Genomic DNA, 12972 nt, shown 5'->3' with positions numbered 1-12972 from the left:
CGGTTAAAAACAGTCACAAAAGAAAAAGGCTTGCCGCAGCAAGCCTTTGGAAGGAGGGCATCAAGCTTGCTGGCGATGCTTTTTTTCCAGCTTCTTCTTGATCCTGTCGCGCTTGAGCGTGGACAGGTAATCGACAAATAGTTTGCCGTTGAGGTGGTCGCATTCGTGCTGGATGCACACTGCCAGCAGGCCTTCGGCAATCAGCTCGAACGGCTTACCGTCACGGTCCAGGGCTTTGATCTTCACGCGCAGCGGGCGCTCGACGTTCTCGTAGAACTCCGGCACCGACAGGCAGCCTTCCTGATATTCGCCCATCTCTTCGGTCAGTGGCTCGAACTCAGGGTTGATGTACACCATCGGTTCGCTACGGTCTTCCGACAGGTCCATGACCACGACGCGCTGATGCACGTTGACCTGGGTGGCGGCGAGGCCAATGCCCGGGGCTTCATACATTGTTTCAAACATGTCATCGACCAACTGACGAACCTTGTCGTCCACTACGGCCACCGGTTTGGCGATCGTGCGCAGGCGCGAGTCGGGGAATTCGAGGATGTTCAAAATAGCCATAAGCGTAATTGCTGCACATGTGAGGTAAAGGCAAATCGGCGGTGGGATGGACCCAAACGGCCGGTGTGAAAGGTTCGAAAGCCGCGAAGGCTCTGGCATTTCACGCGAACGCACATAATAAAGGAGATTCACCCCATGAGGAAATCGCTACTCGTCTTGCTGCTATGGGCCCCGTTCGCCGCAGCCCTGCTTCCCCAACCTGGCTCGCGTCTGGATCAACCGACGCAACAGGCCATTCAGCGGTTTTTATTGCATAACCGTATTCTTGATACGCCTCAGGATCTGGACAATGCGCCTTACATTGTCGCGACCGACGGCGGGCGCGTGCTGGGGGCCAATGGCGAACGTGTGCACGCCAGAGGCGACCTGGATCCGGCCCAGCCAAGCTATGGGATCTTTCGCCGAGGCAAGGTCTACGCCGACCCTCAAACGCAGGAATTGCTGGGTATCAACGCCGATGACATCGGTACCGCGCGCTTTGTGATGGCGGGCGACCTCACCACCCTCGCTGTGCAACGGGTAACTCAGGAGGTACGCCCTGGCGACCGCCTGCTCCGCGCGCAATTGCCTACGGCGCTGGAGCCCGTAAAGTCAGCGCCTTTCATCGAAGGAAAAATCATCGATATCCCCAGGGGCGTCACCCAGATTGGCGTGCTGGACGCCGTCACCCTGAGTAAAGGCCGGCGCGACGGTCTGATGGAGGGTCAACTGCTGACCGTCATTAAAACCGGCGCCACCGTCCGCGACCCGCTCACCGGTGTTCCCACGAAGCTACCCGATGAGCGCGCCGGCACTCTGCTGGTGTTCCGCACCTACGAAAAACTCAGTTATGGCCTGGTTCTCAGCGCCTCACGCCCGTTGGCAGTCATGGACCGTTTCGAGACTGCTGCGCAAACGCAATAAATAGCCTGCTAAATAAGTTACCAACAGAGTTATCCACAGCTTGTTCCGGTCAAGGATGATCAGATGTTTCCGATAAACAGCAGTGAAATTTCCCCTTCAGAACTGGAGGCCCGACTACGCTTGCACAGGCTGCCAGAAGTAGGCCCGAAGCGTTTTAGGTTGTTGATCGAAGCGTTCGGCAGCGCTTCAAAGGCCATCAGCGCGCCTGCGAGTGCCTGGCGTGCACTGGGCTTGCCACTCATCAGCGCAGACGCTCGTCGCAGTCCCGAAATCCGAGATGGCGCCAGTGAGGCATTGTCGTGGTTGAGTCGTCCGGCCCAGCATTTGCTGATGTGGGACCAGCCTGAGTATCCGGCATTACTAGCCCAGATCGACGATGCGCCACCGCTGTTATTCGTCGCTGGCGACCCTTCAATCCTCGAAAAACCTCAACTGGCGATGGTCGGCAGCCGGCGCGCGTCGCGCCCTGGCATGGACACCGCTGCCGCTTTTTCCCGTAGTTTGGCCAGCGCCGGTTTTGTCATCACCAGTGGCCTCGCACTGGGTATCGACGGAGCGGCGCATCAAGCTGCATTGGATGTGGGTGGACACACCATCGGCGTGCTTGGCACTGGCCTGGAAAATGTTTATCCACAGCGCCACCGAAGGCTCGCAGAGGCGATGATTGCCCAGGGCAGCGCAGTGATTTCCGAGTTCCCACTGGACGCTGGGCCTCAGGCGAGCAACTTTCCGCGGCGCAATCGAATCATCAGTGGCCTGTCGCTGGGCGTGTTGGTGGTGGAAGCCAGTGTGGCCAGTGGCTCACTGATCACCGCCAAGCTGGCGGCCGAGCAAGGCCGGGAGGTGTATGCCATCCCGGGCTCCATCCATCACCCTGGAGCCAAAGGCTGTCATCAGTTGATCCGCGATGGTGCAATGCTGGTGGAAACCATTGAGCACATCCTCGAAGGCTTGCGGGGCTGGCAGGCTTTGTCGCGCCCGGCGCCGATGCCGGTGATCCATCCGCTGGTGGCGTTGCTGCACGCGGCGCCCCACACCAGCGAAGCCCTGGCGATTGCCAGCGGTCGGCCTTTGTCCCAAGTGTTGGCGACCCTCACGGAGCTGGAGCTTGAAGGCCAGGTGATTTGCGAAAGCGGTCGCTGGCTGGCGCGTAGTCAGCTTTTATAGCTGCCGGTTTTTTGGAACTAGGTTTTGTAAAGAAGATCGGTAAACTGCCCAGAGCTTTAGTCCGGAGAATGAGCAATGGTCAACAGGTGGCGTGTGTTGGAAACCGCACGAGAAATTCGCGCAGGCGCGGTGATTGCCTATCCAACCGAGGCGGTATGGGGCTTGGGCTGCGACCCGTGGAATGAAGAAGCAGTCGACCGTTTGCTCGCCATCAAGAATCGCTCGGTGGACAAGGGCCTGATCCTGGTGGCCGACAACATTCGTCAGTTTGATTTTCTCTTCGAAGATTTTCCCCAAGACTGGATCGACCGCATGGCCAGCACCTGGCCAGGGCCGAACACTTGGCTGGTGCCCCATCAGGACTTGCTGCCGGCATGGGTGACCGGTGTGCACGACACGGTCGCGCTACGGGTTACTGACCATCCTCTGGTGCGGGATTTGTGTTCGCTGGTCGGGCCGTTGATTTCCACGTCGGCCAACCCTCAAGGCCGCCCGGCTGCGCGCTCGCGGATTCGCGTGGAGCAGTATTTCCGTGGTCAGGTCGACTTGGTACTGGGTGGCGCCCTCGGCGGGCGCAAGAATCCAAGCCTGATTCGTAATCTGGCAACCGGTGAGGTGGTGCGACCGTCGTAATACTGAGGTGTGGCTGATCGCCGGCAAGGCACCTTCTACAGAGGATTGCGTGCTATTGCCGGCGATAGCGTTCTTAAGCCTTACGGCAACAGGATGGTCGACCCGGTGGTGCGCCGCCCCGACAACTCCGTCTGTGCCTTCGCCGCGTCCGCCAGCGAATACCGCTGGTTGATATCAATGCGCACCTTGCCGCTCTGGATCATCGAAAACAGATCATCCGCCATCGCCTGCAAGTTCGCCGGGTTGTTGGCGTAGGTCGCCAGGGTCGGTCGGGTCACGTACAGCGAGCCCTTGGCCGAGAGTATCCCCAAGTTCACCCCATCCACCGCGCCCGAGGCATTGCCAAAGCTCACCACCAACCCACGGGGCGCCGCGCTGTCCAGGGAAGTCAGCCACGTGTCCTTGCCGACACCGTCGTACACCACCGGGACCTTTTTGCCGTCGGTCAATTCCTGCACTCGCTGTGCGACGTTTTCCTTGCTGTAGTCGATGGTTTCCCAGGCACCGAGGGATTTGGCCAAAGCGGCTTTCTCTGGCGAACTCACGGTACCGATCAACTTCACGCCGAGCGCCTTGGCCCATTGGCAGGCCAGGGAGCCCACGCCACCGGCCGCAGCGTGGAACAGGATGGTCTCGCCGCCCTTCAGTTCATAGGTCTGGCGCAACAGGTACTGCACGGTCAGGCCCTTGAGCATGGCACCGGCGGCTTGTTCGAAGCTGATGTCGTCCGGCAGGTGCACCAGGTTAGCGGCGGGCAGTACGTGCAGTTCGCTGTACGCGCCGAGCGGGCCGCTGCCGTAGGCCACGCGGTCGCCGACCTTGAATTGGGTGACTTCGCTGCCAACCGCGTCAACTACGCCGGCGCCTTCTGCGCCCAGACCGGACGGCAAGGCCGGTGGTGCGTATAGGCCGCTGCGGAAATAGGTGTCGATGAAGTTCAGGCCAATGGCCTCGTTACGCACACGAACCTGCTGCGGGCCCGGCTCCGCCGGCGTGTAGTCCACATATTCAAGTACATCGGGGCCGCCATGGGCGCTGAACTGGATACGTTTGGCCATCTGCACTTCTCCTTGGGTCGAATTCGCGTAGCCCCCTATCGGACTCCTAAGCTTGATCTTCGTCAACTGCGACGGCATAGGGTGCAGTGGTATCCTGTGCGCCCATTTGCCGCCGACGCCCAATGGCCTCGCGTAGCTTTGCCCGATTCAAGGTGATGCCATGACTACCCGCACCGAGGCTGTAAAGGCCTACCTGCTTGACCTGCAAGACCGCATTTGCAGCGCCCTGGAAACCTTTGAGACGGACACTCGCTTTATCGAAGACGCCTGGACCCGGCCTGCCGGCGGTGGCGGTCGCACCCGTGTGATCGAAAACGGTTCGGTGATCGAAAAAGGCGGCGTTAACTTTTCTCACGTATTCGGCAGCGGCCTGCCACCATCCGCCAGCGCACACCGCCCAGAGCTGGCCGGTCGTGGCTTTGAAGCCCTCGGCGTGTCGCTGGTGATCCACCCGCACAATCCTCATGTGCCGACGTCCCATGCCAACGTGCGTTTTTTCATCGCTGAAAAAGAAGGCGAAGAGCCGGTGTGGTGGTTCGGTGGTGGCTTTGACCTCACTCCGTATTACGGCAACGAAGAAGACTGCATCCACTGGCACCGTGTTGCCGAGCAGGCCTGCGCACCTTTTGGCCCGGACGTGTACTCGCGCTACAAGGCCTGGTGTGACACCTACTTCCATATCAAGCATCGCAACGAACCCCGTGGTATCGGCGGCCTGTTTTTCGATGACTTGAACGAGTGGGACTTCGACACCTGCTTCGCCTTCATCCGCGCCATCGGCGATGCCTATATCGATGCCTACCTGCCGATCGTGCAGCGTCGCAAAGCCATGGCCTATACCGAGCAGCAGCGCCAGTTTCAGGAATTCCGTCGCGGCCGCTATGTTGAATTCAACCTGGTCTACGACCGTGGCACCCTATTTGGTCTGCAATCGGGCGGGCGTACCGAATCGATCCTGATGTCGCTGCCGCCGCAAGTGCGCTGGAGCTATGACTGGAAGGCCGAGGCCGGCAGCGAAGAGGCGCGGCTCACTGATTACTTCCTGCAAGACCGCGACTGGCTTGGCGTTGTCGCGCCTAAGGCGGCGGTCTGATGGATCGTTATGTTGTCTTCGGCAACCCCATCGGTCACAGCAAGTCGCCGCTGATTCACCGCATGTTCGCCGAGCAGACCGGCGAACAATTGGACTACAGCACTTTGCTTGCGCCCTTGGAGGATTTCACCGGTTGTGCCCGTGATTTTTTCCAGCAAGGCCGTGGCGCTAACGTCACCGTACCGTTCAAGGAAGACGCTTACCGTCTGGCCAATAGCCTCACCGAGCGCGCCCAACGCGCCGGTGCGGTGAACACCCTGAGCAAGTTGGCCGATGGCACGCTGCTGGGTGATAACACCGACGGCGCGGGCCTGGTGCGCGACCTGACGGTAAACGCCGGGTTGAGCCTGCAAGGCAAACGCATCCTGTTGCTGGGTGCCGGTGGCGCGGTACGCGGGGCGTTGGAACCGTTGCTGGCTGAGCGTCCTGCTTCATTGGTCATCGCCAATCGCACTGTGGAAAAGGCTGAATTGCTCGCCGAGTTGTTCGACGACTTGGGCCCGGTGTCGGCCAGTGGTTTCGACTGGCTGCGTGAGCCGGTGGACGTAATCATCAATGCCACGTCTGCCAGCCTGTCAGGCGATTTACCGCCGATTGCCGGCAGCTTGATAGAACCGGGCAAGACCTTTTGCTACGACATGATGTATGCCAAGGAGCCGACCGCGTTTTGCCGCTGGGCGGCTGAGCAAGGTGCAGCTGTGGCAATGGATGGCCTGGGCATGCTGGTTGAACAGGCCGCTGAAGCGTTCTTTCTATGGCGCGGTGTGCGCCCGGATTCGGCGCCGGTGTTGGCTGAACTGCGCCGTCAGTTGGCGCAGTAATCAATCTTCAAACTGGATGGGGCAGTTATCGGCCCCTTCCAGTTTCTTCAGCTCTTCAACCACCTGCGGCCGTGCCCCGCGCAATGTCAGGCTACGCCCCAACCCCTTCAATCTCCGCGCCTCCTGGTGCAGCATCTCTACCCCGGAATAGTCGATAAAGTTGATCTGCTGCGCCTCGATCACCACCCGCTTGCCCTGCAAACTTTGCAGGCGCACTTGCAGGTAATGGCTGGCGCCAAAAAAGATCGAGCCGCCGACTCGCAATATATCTTCGTCACCGTCTCGCCATTGTTGAACCCGTGGCTGCGACGTGCGTTTGAGATAGAAAAACAGCGACGCCAGCACCCCCGCATAGATCGCCGTTTGCAGCTCCAGTAATAACGTGGCGACACAGGTCAGGCTCATCACCACAAACTCTGCACGGCTGACGCGAAACAGCGCGCGAATAGCACGATGATCCACCAAGCCCCAGCAAATCAGCAGGATGCTCGCCGCCATGCTCGGAATTGGAATATGCGCGATCAATGCCGCACCAAATAGCGCAAACAGCGCCACCCATAACGCGGAAAACACCCCGGCCAACGGCGAGCAAGCACCTGCCTCGTAGCTGAGGCCTGAGCGGGTAAAGGAACCGGCCGACAGATAGCCGGAGAAAAATCCGCCGACGATATTGGATAAACCCTGCGCGCGAACTTCCTGATTCGCGTCGAGCAACTGTTGCGAACGAGCCGACAGCGAGCGGGCAATCGACAGGCTGGTCACCAGTCCCAGCATGCCCACCGCCACGGCACTGGGCAGCAGGCGCAGGATCATGTCCAGGTCCAACGGTAACGGGCTGAACGGCGGCAGTTTGCCGATAAACGAACTGACCAACGCCACATGCCCGAACATCGCCGGCCATAGCCACGTTGCCAGGCTACCCAGGGTCAGTGCGATCAGTAGCGTTGGCCAGCGAGGCACGAGGTATTTGAGCAAAGCACCCACCAGCAACGTCCCGATCCCCAGGACAAGGGACGCGTGGTCCCACTCGCCAGCATGGTGGATCAGCGCCAGCAGGCTATTGATTGCGGTGGCCTGGCTCGGCAAATCCAGCCCCAACAGGTTCGGCAACTGCCCCAGGGCAATCACCACGGCGGCGCCCAAGGTGAAACCCAACACCACCGAATGGGAGACAAAGTTCACCAGTGCGCCAAAGCGCAGCATGCCCAGCAGCCACTGGAATACGCCGGCGAGAAAGGTGAGCAACAGGATCAAGGTGATGTAGTCCTGCGACCCCGGCACGGCCAATGGGCTCACGCTGGCATACAGCACGATGGAAATCGCCGCCGTCGGGCCACAGATCAGGTGCCAGGATGAACCCCACAGGCACGCGATCAGCACCGGGATGATGGCGGCGTACAGACCGTACTCCGGTGGAAGACCGGCGATCAGCGCGTAGGCAATCGATTGGGGCAGTGCGAGCACGGCGCCGCTGAGGCCGACCAGCGCGTCCCGGCCCACAGTGGCTCGGGTTTGACGCGGGAGCCAGCTGAGGAAGGGGAAGAGTGTATGGCGGTTGGGCCGGGGCATTTATAACTCGGCTGAAAAGGTTTGACTCAGGGTATCAGTACACACTGGTCCTTGTGGGAGGGGGCTTGCTCCCGATATAGGTGGACCCGTCTAAATCTCTCTGACTGGCACTCCGCTATCGGGAGCAAGCCCCCTCCCACATTGGAATAGCGCAAGGCCCTAGAGTTTGGCCTTTACTGCCGGCAACGCGTCCTTGCCATCCACGGTTTTCACACCGTCCAACCATTTATCCAGCACCGCCGGGTTCGCCTTGATCCACGCCTTCGCCGCTTCGGCATTGCTGACCTTTTTATTAACCACCTCAGCCATGATGCTGTTCTCCATCTCCTGGGTGAAACTCAGGTTGGTCAGCAGTTTTCCTACGTTCGGGCAGGCTTGTGCATAACCTTTGCGGGTCAAGGTATAAACGCTGCCGGTGTCACCAAAATACTTTTCCCCACCTTTGAGGTAGTGCATTTTCAACTGCACGTTCATCGGATGCGGGGTCCAACCGAGGAAGGTGACGAAGCGCTGTTTCTTCACCGCCCGCGACACTTCCGCGAGCATCGCTTGTTCGCTGGACTCGACCAGCTTCCATTGGCCCAGATCAAAGTCATTCTTCTTGATGATCTCCTGCAACGAGATATTCGCCGGCGCGCCGGAGCCGATGCCGTAGATCTTCTTGTCGAACTTGTCGGCAAATTTGTTCAGGTCGGCGAAGTCATGCACACCCGCGTCCCACACGTAGTCCGGCACGGCGAGGGTGAACTCGGTGCCGTCGAGGTTTTTCGCCAGTTGCACCACATCGCCATTGGCCACGAACTTGTCGTAAAAACCCTGCTGCGCGGGCATCCAGTTGCCGAGGAACACATCCACCTGGCCGTCTTTGAGCCCGCCAAAGGTAATCGGCACCGCCAGGGTGTCGACCTTGGGTTTGTAGCCCATGCCCGTCAGCAGAAAACCGGTGATGGCATTGGTGGCCGCGATATCGCTCCAGCCCGGATCGGCCATTTTTACGGCTTCACAGCTGGTGTCTGCATACACATTGGCGCTGCCCAGCACCAGCATGCCCACTATCACAGATAACTTTTGCATGGCCTTCCCTCTGTATTTATTGGTTTTGGCAGGGTTGTGGATAACGTGCCTTGCGCTCCAGGTCATCGAGGTCGATATGGTTGCGCATGTATTGCTGACTGGCGTCGACCAGTGGCTGGTGATCCCAGCTCTTCAGCTTGCCTTGGGTCAGCGCCTCAAACACCAGGCGTCGACGGCGTTGGCTGGCGAGCACCTGCTGGTGGATCGCCGGGATGTCCCATTTGGCCCGCGCTTCATTCAAAAACGCCTCGAACAGTGGCCGGTGTTCCCGTGACTGGCTGAGCTCTTCCCGCTCGTGCGGGTCGTTGTGCACATCGAACAGTAGACAAGGGTCGTCTTCGCTGTAGATGAATTTGTAGGCGCCACGGCGAATCATCATCAGCGGGCTGATGGTGCCTTCGGCCATGTATTCGCCGAACACTTCGTCGTGCCCGCCCTGCCCTTGCAAGTGCGGGATCAGCGAGCGGCCATCGAGTGGCAGGTGTGGGTCGAGTTGACCGCCGGCCAGTTCCACCAGGGTCGGCAGCAGGTCGGCGGTGGACACGGCGTTGGACACGCGGCCCGCCGCAAACTGCCCCGGAGCGCAGATCAGCAGCGGCACGCGGGCTGCCATTTCAAACCAGTGCATTTTGTACCAGAGGCCGCGCTCGCCGAGCATGTCGCCGTGGTCGCCGGAGAACACGATAACCGTGTCGTTGGCCAGGCCGGTGTCTTCCAGGGTTTGCAGCAGCTTGCCGACATTGCTGTCGATGTAACTGCAGGCGCCAAAGTAAGCCCGGCGCGCATCGCGGATCTTATCCACAGGCAGCGGCTTGTCCCACAGGTCATAAACCTTGAGCAGGCGCTGGGAATGCGGGTCGAGATCACTTTGCGCGGGCGTTGCAGGCAAGGGAATGTCGTTGTCGTCGTACAGATCCCAGAACGGCTTGGGAATGGTGTACGGGTCGTGGGGATGGGTCATGGATACGGTCAGGCAGAATGGCTGGTCGCCGTCCTCACGAATATGGTCGAACAGGTACTGCTGGGCCTTGAACACCACCTCTTCGTCAAAATCCAACTGATTGGTGCGCACGCAAGGACCTGCTTGCAGCACCGAGGACATGTTGTGGTACCAGCTGGGGCGCACGTCCGGCTCGTCCCAGTTCACTGCCCAGCCGTAGTCGGCGGGGTAGATGTCGCTGGTCAGGCGTTCCTCGTAGCCGTGCAGTTGGTCGGGGCCGCAGAAATGCATCTTGCCCGACAGCGCAGTGCGGTAACCGAGACGACGCAGGTAGTGAGCGTAGGTCGGTACATCGGCGGGGAAATCAGCCGCGTTGTCGTAGGCGCCAATCTTGCTCGGCAATTGGCCGCTGACCAAGGTAAAGCGCGACGGCGCGCACAGCGGGCTGTTGCAATAGGCGGCGTCGAACACCACGCCTTGCTCGGCGAGGCGGCTCAGATTCGGCAGCTTGATCGGGGAGGAACCGTAGAACGGCAGCATCGGCGCGGCCATTTGATCGGCCATGATGAAAAGAATGTTCTTGCGCTTCATGGGTTCTCGGCATTCCATAGGCGGTGTTTATGCGATTGAGCATGCGGCCCATGGAAAATGGGGTAAAGCCCATGAAAAGCAATGTCTAGGATAAGCACAGCTTATGTATGAATCCCTTGGTGACCTGTCCCTCGACCTGCTGCGCGCGTTTGAAGCGGCGGCACGTCATCGCAGCTTTACCGCCGCCGCGATGGAGCTGGGCACCACTCAACCAGCGATCAGCCAGCAGATCAAGCGCCTGGAAGAACAGTTGGCGGTCCGCCTGTTTGATCGCATCTACCGCGGCATCGAACTGACGGACGCCGGCGCCTTGCTGTTCGAGCATGTGCAAGGTGGCCTGCAAACCATTAATCAGGGCCTCAGCGCCATCACCCAGCAGGATCAGCACGAAGTCCTGCAAGTGGCCACCGACTTCGCCTTCGCGGCCTACTGGCTGATGCCGCGCCTGCACCGTTTCCATCAGGCCAACCCTCAGGTCGATGTGAGCTTGGTGACCAGCGAGCGTAATCACGCCACCTTGCGCAGCGATATCGACGTGGCGGTGCTGTTTGGCGATGGCCGCTTCAAGCAGGGCGACAGCCTGTGGTTGTTCAACGAGGAGGTATTCCCGGTGTGCAGCCCGCAGTGGCTCAAGGACCAATCCGCGCCGCTGACGTTACAGAATCTGCACGATGTGCCTTTGCTGCACTTGCGCCAGGAAAACAACAGCCAGTGGTTCGACTGGAGTGGCGTATTCCGCGAGCTGGGCATCAGCGCTGCACCCACTCCCGGCCAGCTTCGCTTCGACAACTACACCTTGCTGATCCAGGCAGCGATTGCCGGCCAAGGGGTGGCGATCGGCTGGCGCCATTTGGTGGATAACCTGCTGGAACAGAACTGGTTGTGCCGACCGATCGGCAATACGGTGATTTCGCGCTTTGGCTATTACGTGGTGCAGCCCCAGCGCAAGCGGCGTGGACAGTTGGTCGAACGTTTCGTCGACTGGTTGCAGGCAGAACAGGCCAGCAGCGCGCAGTCCCTGACCGGACTGGCCCTGCCGTCGATTGCGGTCTAGGATTTGCCGCACATTGGATCCGGAGTCCGTCATGCAACGTATCAAGGGCTATCACGCCCATATCTACTTCGACGCAAGCACCATTGAGCAGGCGCGCACCCTGTGCGAAGACGCCGCCAAACTCTTCCCACTGCGTATGGGACGTGTGCACGAAAAACCCGTAGGCCCACACCCGGACTGGAGCTGCCAGTTGGCGTTCGACCCCGAATACATCGGCGTGGTGCTGCCGTGGCTGGTGATCCATCGCAACGGTTTGGTGGTGTTCCTGCACCCTGATACCGGTGATGACTTGAAGGATCACACCGACTACGCGATCTGGATGGGTGCGATGCGCGAGCTGGACCTGTCGGTTTTTTAACCTCTCTTTATCAGATGAAACCCGTTCCTTCCCGCAGTAAAAGGCGAGGAAGTTGTAGGATTTATCTTGTTTCGTCTCACTATATGGGACTGTTATTTATATATTGAGATATATCCGGCCATAGGTTTATATTCGCCCATCTGCTTTTTTCAGCACCCACTCATTTCAGGTGAAGCGATGCAGGCGCAATTGATCGCGCTCGATTGGGGGACCAGCTCCCTTCGTGCTTATAAACTCGGCCCCGCGGGCGTAGTGCTGGAACAGCGCTCGCTGGCGTCGGGCATCATGCATTTGCCCAGCGAGCCCCGGGACATTGCCGGTGTGCGCTGCAGCGATGGCTTCGAGTTGGCGTTCGATACGGCGTGCGGCGATTGGCTCGACGCCCAACCCAATCTTGCGGTGATTGCCTGCGGTATGGTCGGCAGCGCCCAAGGCTGGAGCGAAGCGGCGTATCGCAGCACGCCGGTCGACGTCGCCAGCCTGGGCAAGGCGTTGCACACGGTACGCAGCCTGCGCGGTGTCGATGTGCATATCGTGCCCGGCGTGATCGAGCAGGTCGGCTTGCCCAACGTGATGCGCGGCGAAGAAACCCAGGTGCTGGGTGTGCTGCAAAGCCTGTCGGTCGCTGGTGAATTGCTGATCGGCCTGCCCGGCAGTCATTCCAAATGGGTCGAGGTGGTGGAAGGTTGCATCACCCACTTCGATACCTTCATGACCGGTGAACTGTTCGCGGTGCTGAGCAAGCACAGCCTCTTGGGGCGTACGCAAAAGGTATCCGAGCAGTTCCAGGCCGAGGCTTTCGACCGCGGCGTTCAAGTGGCGCTGTCAAAAGATGGCCAGCGCGGCGTGCTGTCGACCTTGTTCAGTGCGCGCACCCTGGGCCTGACCGCCGAACTCACCCCTGAGCAGCAGCCCGATTACTTATCCGGCCTGCTGATCGGTCATGAACTGGCCGGCTTGCCAGCCAGTGCACGGCACATCCCCATCATCCTGGTAGGCGCCGGCCCGCTGTGCGTGCGCTACCAACGCGCCCTCGCCCTCTGCGGTTTCACCCACGTCAGCCTGGCGCAGGAAGCGACCGAGCGCGGCCTGTGGCAACTGGCAGTGGCCGCCGGGCTCACTCAACCTGCAACGGAGGCCTGAC

Annotated in this window: 13 protein-coding genes; 8 read left to right on the top strand and 5 right to left on the bottom strand. The window is 60.0% G+C overall.

Going from position 1 to position 12972, the window contains the following annotated elements; genetic code table 11:
* Positions 1-60 precede the first annotated feature (60 nt).
* On the bottom strand, positions 61-567 hold the full coding sequence (def, locus tag AB4N82_RS09755) for a peptide deformylase (RefSeq protein WP_032885135.1): 507 nt from the start codon (positions 565-567) through the stop codon (positions 61-63).
* Between the two features lie 135 nt (positions 568-702).
* Between def and AB4N82_RS09750 the strand changes: the two genes are divergently transcribed.
* The 3 genes from AB4N82_RS09750 (at position 703) to AB4N82_RS09740 (ending at position 3270) form a co-directional block, all read left to right on the top strand.
* Positions 703-1470, top strand: coding sequence for a peptidoglycan-binding protein (locus AB4N82_RS09750; protein WP_099601813.1), 768 nt, complete (start codon positions 703-705; stop codon positions 1468-1470).
* Between the two features lie 63 nt (positions 1471-1533).
* Positions 1534-2637: a DNA-processing protein DprA gene (dprA, locus tag AB4N82_RS09745; RefSeq protein WP_122764020.1), complete on the top strand. Its 1104-nt coding sequence runs from the start codon at positions 1534-1536 to the stop codon at positions 2635-2637.
* A 75-nt stretch (positions 2638-2712) separates the two neighbouring features.
* Entirely contained in the window at positions 2713-3270 is a 558-nt protein-coding gene (locus AB4N82_RS09740; protein ID WP_032885130.1) for an L-threonylcarbamoyladenylate synthase type 1 TsaC, read from the top strand.
* Between the two features lie 80 nt (positions 3271-3350).
* Here the strand turns inward: AB4N82_RS09740 and AB4N82_RS09735 are convergent, their stop codons facing one another.
* Positions 3351-4328 carry a quinone oxidoreductase family protein gene (locus AB4N82_RS09735; protein WP_122764021.1) on the bottom strand — a complete coding sequence of 326 codons (978 nt, stop codon included), beginning with the start codon at positions 4326-4328 and terminating at the stop codon, positions 3351-3353.
* A gap of 160 nt (positions 4329-4488) precedes the next feature.
* Between AB4N82_RS09735 and hemF the strand changes: the two genes are divergently transcribed.
* Positions 4489-5421: an oxygen-dependent coproporphyrinogen oxidase gene (gene hemF / locus AB4N82_RS09730; protein ID WP_032885127.1), complete on the top strand. Its 933-nt coding sequence runs from the start codon at positions 4489-4491 to the stop codon at positions 5419-5421.
* Positions 5421-6242, top strand: coding sequence for a shikimate dehydrogenase (aroE, locus tag AB4N82_RS09725; protein WP_460104859.1), 822 nt, complete (start codon positions 5421-5423; stop codon positions 6240-6242). Before hemF ends, aroE begins: the two co-directional genes overlap by 1 nt.
* Here the strand turns inward: aroE and AB4N82_RS09720 are convergent, their stop codons facing one another.
* The 3 genes from AB4N82_RS09720 to betC all read right to left on the bottom strand — a co-directional run bounded on the left by AB4N82_RS09720 (position 6243) and on the right by betC (position 10416).
* The gene (locus tag AB4N82_RS09720) at positions 6243-7811 is read right to left on the bottom strand and encodes a SulP family inorganic anion transporter (protein ID WP_122764023.1); all 1569 of its coding nucleotides are present in this window, start codon (positions 7809-7811) and stop codon (positions 6243-6245) included.
* A 159-nt stretch (positions 7812-7970) separates the two neighbouring features.
* Positions 7971-8885, bottom strand: coding sequence for a choline ABC transporter substrate-binding protein (gene choX / locus AB4N82_RS09715; protein WP_099601817.1), 915 nt, complete (start codon positions 8883-8885; stop codon positions 7971-7973).
* 16 nt (positions 8886-8901) lie between these two features.
* Complete coding sequence (gene betC, locus AB4N82_RS09710) at positions 8902-10416, bottom strand: choline-sulfatase (protein ID WP_122764025.1); 1515 nt, start codon at positions 10414-10416, stop codon at positions 8902-8904.
* A 103-nt stretch (positions 10417-10519) separates the two neighbouring features.
* Here betC and AB4N82_RS09705 point away from each other — a divergent pair, with 103 nt between their 5' ends.
* The 3 genes from AB4N82_RS09705 to AB4N82_RS09695 all read left to right on the top strand — a co-directional run bounded on the left by AB4N82_RS09705 (position 10520) and on the right by AB4N82_RS09695 (position 12971).
* Entirely contained in the window at positions 10520-11470 is a 951-nt protein-coding gene (locus AB4N82_RS09705; protein ID WP_032885121.1) for a choline sulfate utilization transcriptional regulator, read from the top strand.
* Between the two features lie 31 nt (positions 11471-11501).
* Positions 11502-11828, top strand: a complete 327-nt coding sequence (locus tag AB4N82_RS09700; RefSeq protein WP_032885120.1) for a DOPA 4,5-dioxygenase family protein — start codon at positions 11502-11504, stop codon at positions 11826-11828.
* Between the two features lie 177 nt (positions 11829-12005).
* On the top strand, positions 12006-12971 hold the full coding sequence (locus AB4N82_RS09695) for a 2-dehydro-3-deoxygalactonokinase (RefSeq protein ID WP_122756184.1): 966 nt from the start codon (positions 12006-12008) through the stop codon (positions 12969-12971).
* Position 12972 lies beyond the last annotated feature (1 nt).

This window comes from Pseudomonas sp. H1_D04, from assembly GCF_054683855.1.
This window is presented reverse-complemented; position numbering and strand designations above follow the sequence as displayed.

What these genes read in the sequence shown, in the direction of transcription:
- def (WP_032885135.1), bottom strand. Translation starts at nt 567, where the DNA reads ATGGCTATTTTGAACATCCTCGAATTCCCCGACTCGCGCCTGCGCACG.
- AB4N82_RS09750 (WP_099601813.1), top strand. Translation starts at nt 703, where the DNA reads ATGAGGAAATCGCTACTCGTCTTGCTGCTATGGGCCCCGTTCGCCGCA.
- dprA (WP_122764020.1), top strand. Translation starts at nt 1,534, where the DNA reads ATGTTTCCGATAAACAGCAGTGAAATTTCCCCTTCAGAACTGGAGGCC.
- AB4N82_RS09740 (WP_032885130.1), top strand. Translation starts at nt 2,713, where the DNA reads ATGGTCAACAGGTGGCGTGTGTTGGAAACCGCACGAGAAATTCGCGCA.
- AB4N82_RS09735 (WP_122764021.1), bottom strand. Translation starts at nt 4,328, where the DNA reads ATGGCCAAACGTATCCAGTTCAGCGCCCATGGCGGCCCCGATGTACTT.
- hemF (WP_032885127.1), top strand. Translation starts at nt 4,489, where the DNA reads ATGACTACCCGCACCGAGGCTGTAAAGGCCTACCTGCTTGACCTGCAA.
- aroE (WP_460104859.1), top strand. Translation starts at nt 5,421, where the DNA reads ATGGATCGTTATGTTGTCTTCGGCAACCCCATCGGTCACAGCAAGTCG.
- AB4N82_RS09720 (WP_122764023.1), bottom strand. Translation starts at nt 7,811, where the DNA reads ATGCCCCGGCCCAACCGCCATACACTCTTCCCCTTCCTCAGCTGGCTC.
- choX (WP_099601817.1), bottom strand. Translation starts at nt 8,885, where the DNA reads ATGCAAAAGTTATCTGTGATAGTGGGCATGCTGGTGCTGGGCAGCGCC.
- betC (WP_122764025.1), bottom strand. Translation starts at nt 10,416, where the DNA reads ATGAAGCGCAAGAACATTCTTTTCATCATGGCCGATCAAATGGCCGCG.
- AB4N82_RS09705 (WP_032885121.1), top strand. Translation starts at nt 10,520, where the DNA reads ATGTATGAATCCCTTGGTGACCTGTCCCTCGACCTGCTGCGCGCGTTT.
- AB4N82_RS09700 (WP_032885120.1), top strand. Translation starts at nt 11,502, where the DNA reads ATGCAACGTATCAAGGGCTATCACGCCCATATCTACTTCGACGCAAGC.
- AB4N82_RS09695 (WP_122756184.1), top strand. Translation starts at nt 12,006, where the DNA reads ATGCAGGCGCAATTGATCGCGCTCGATTGGGGGACCAGCTCCCTTCGT.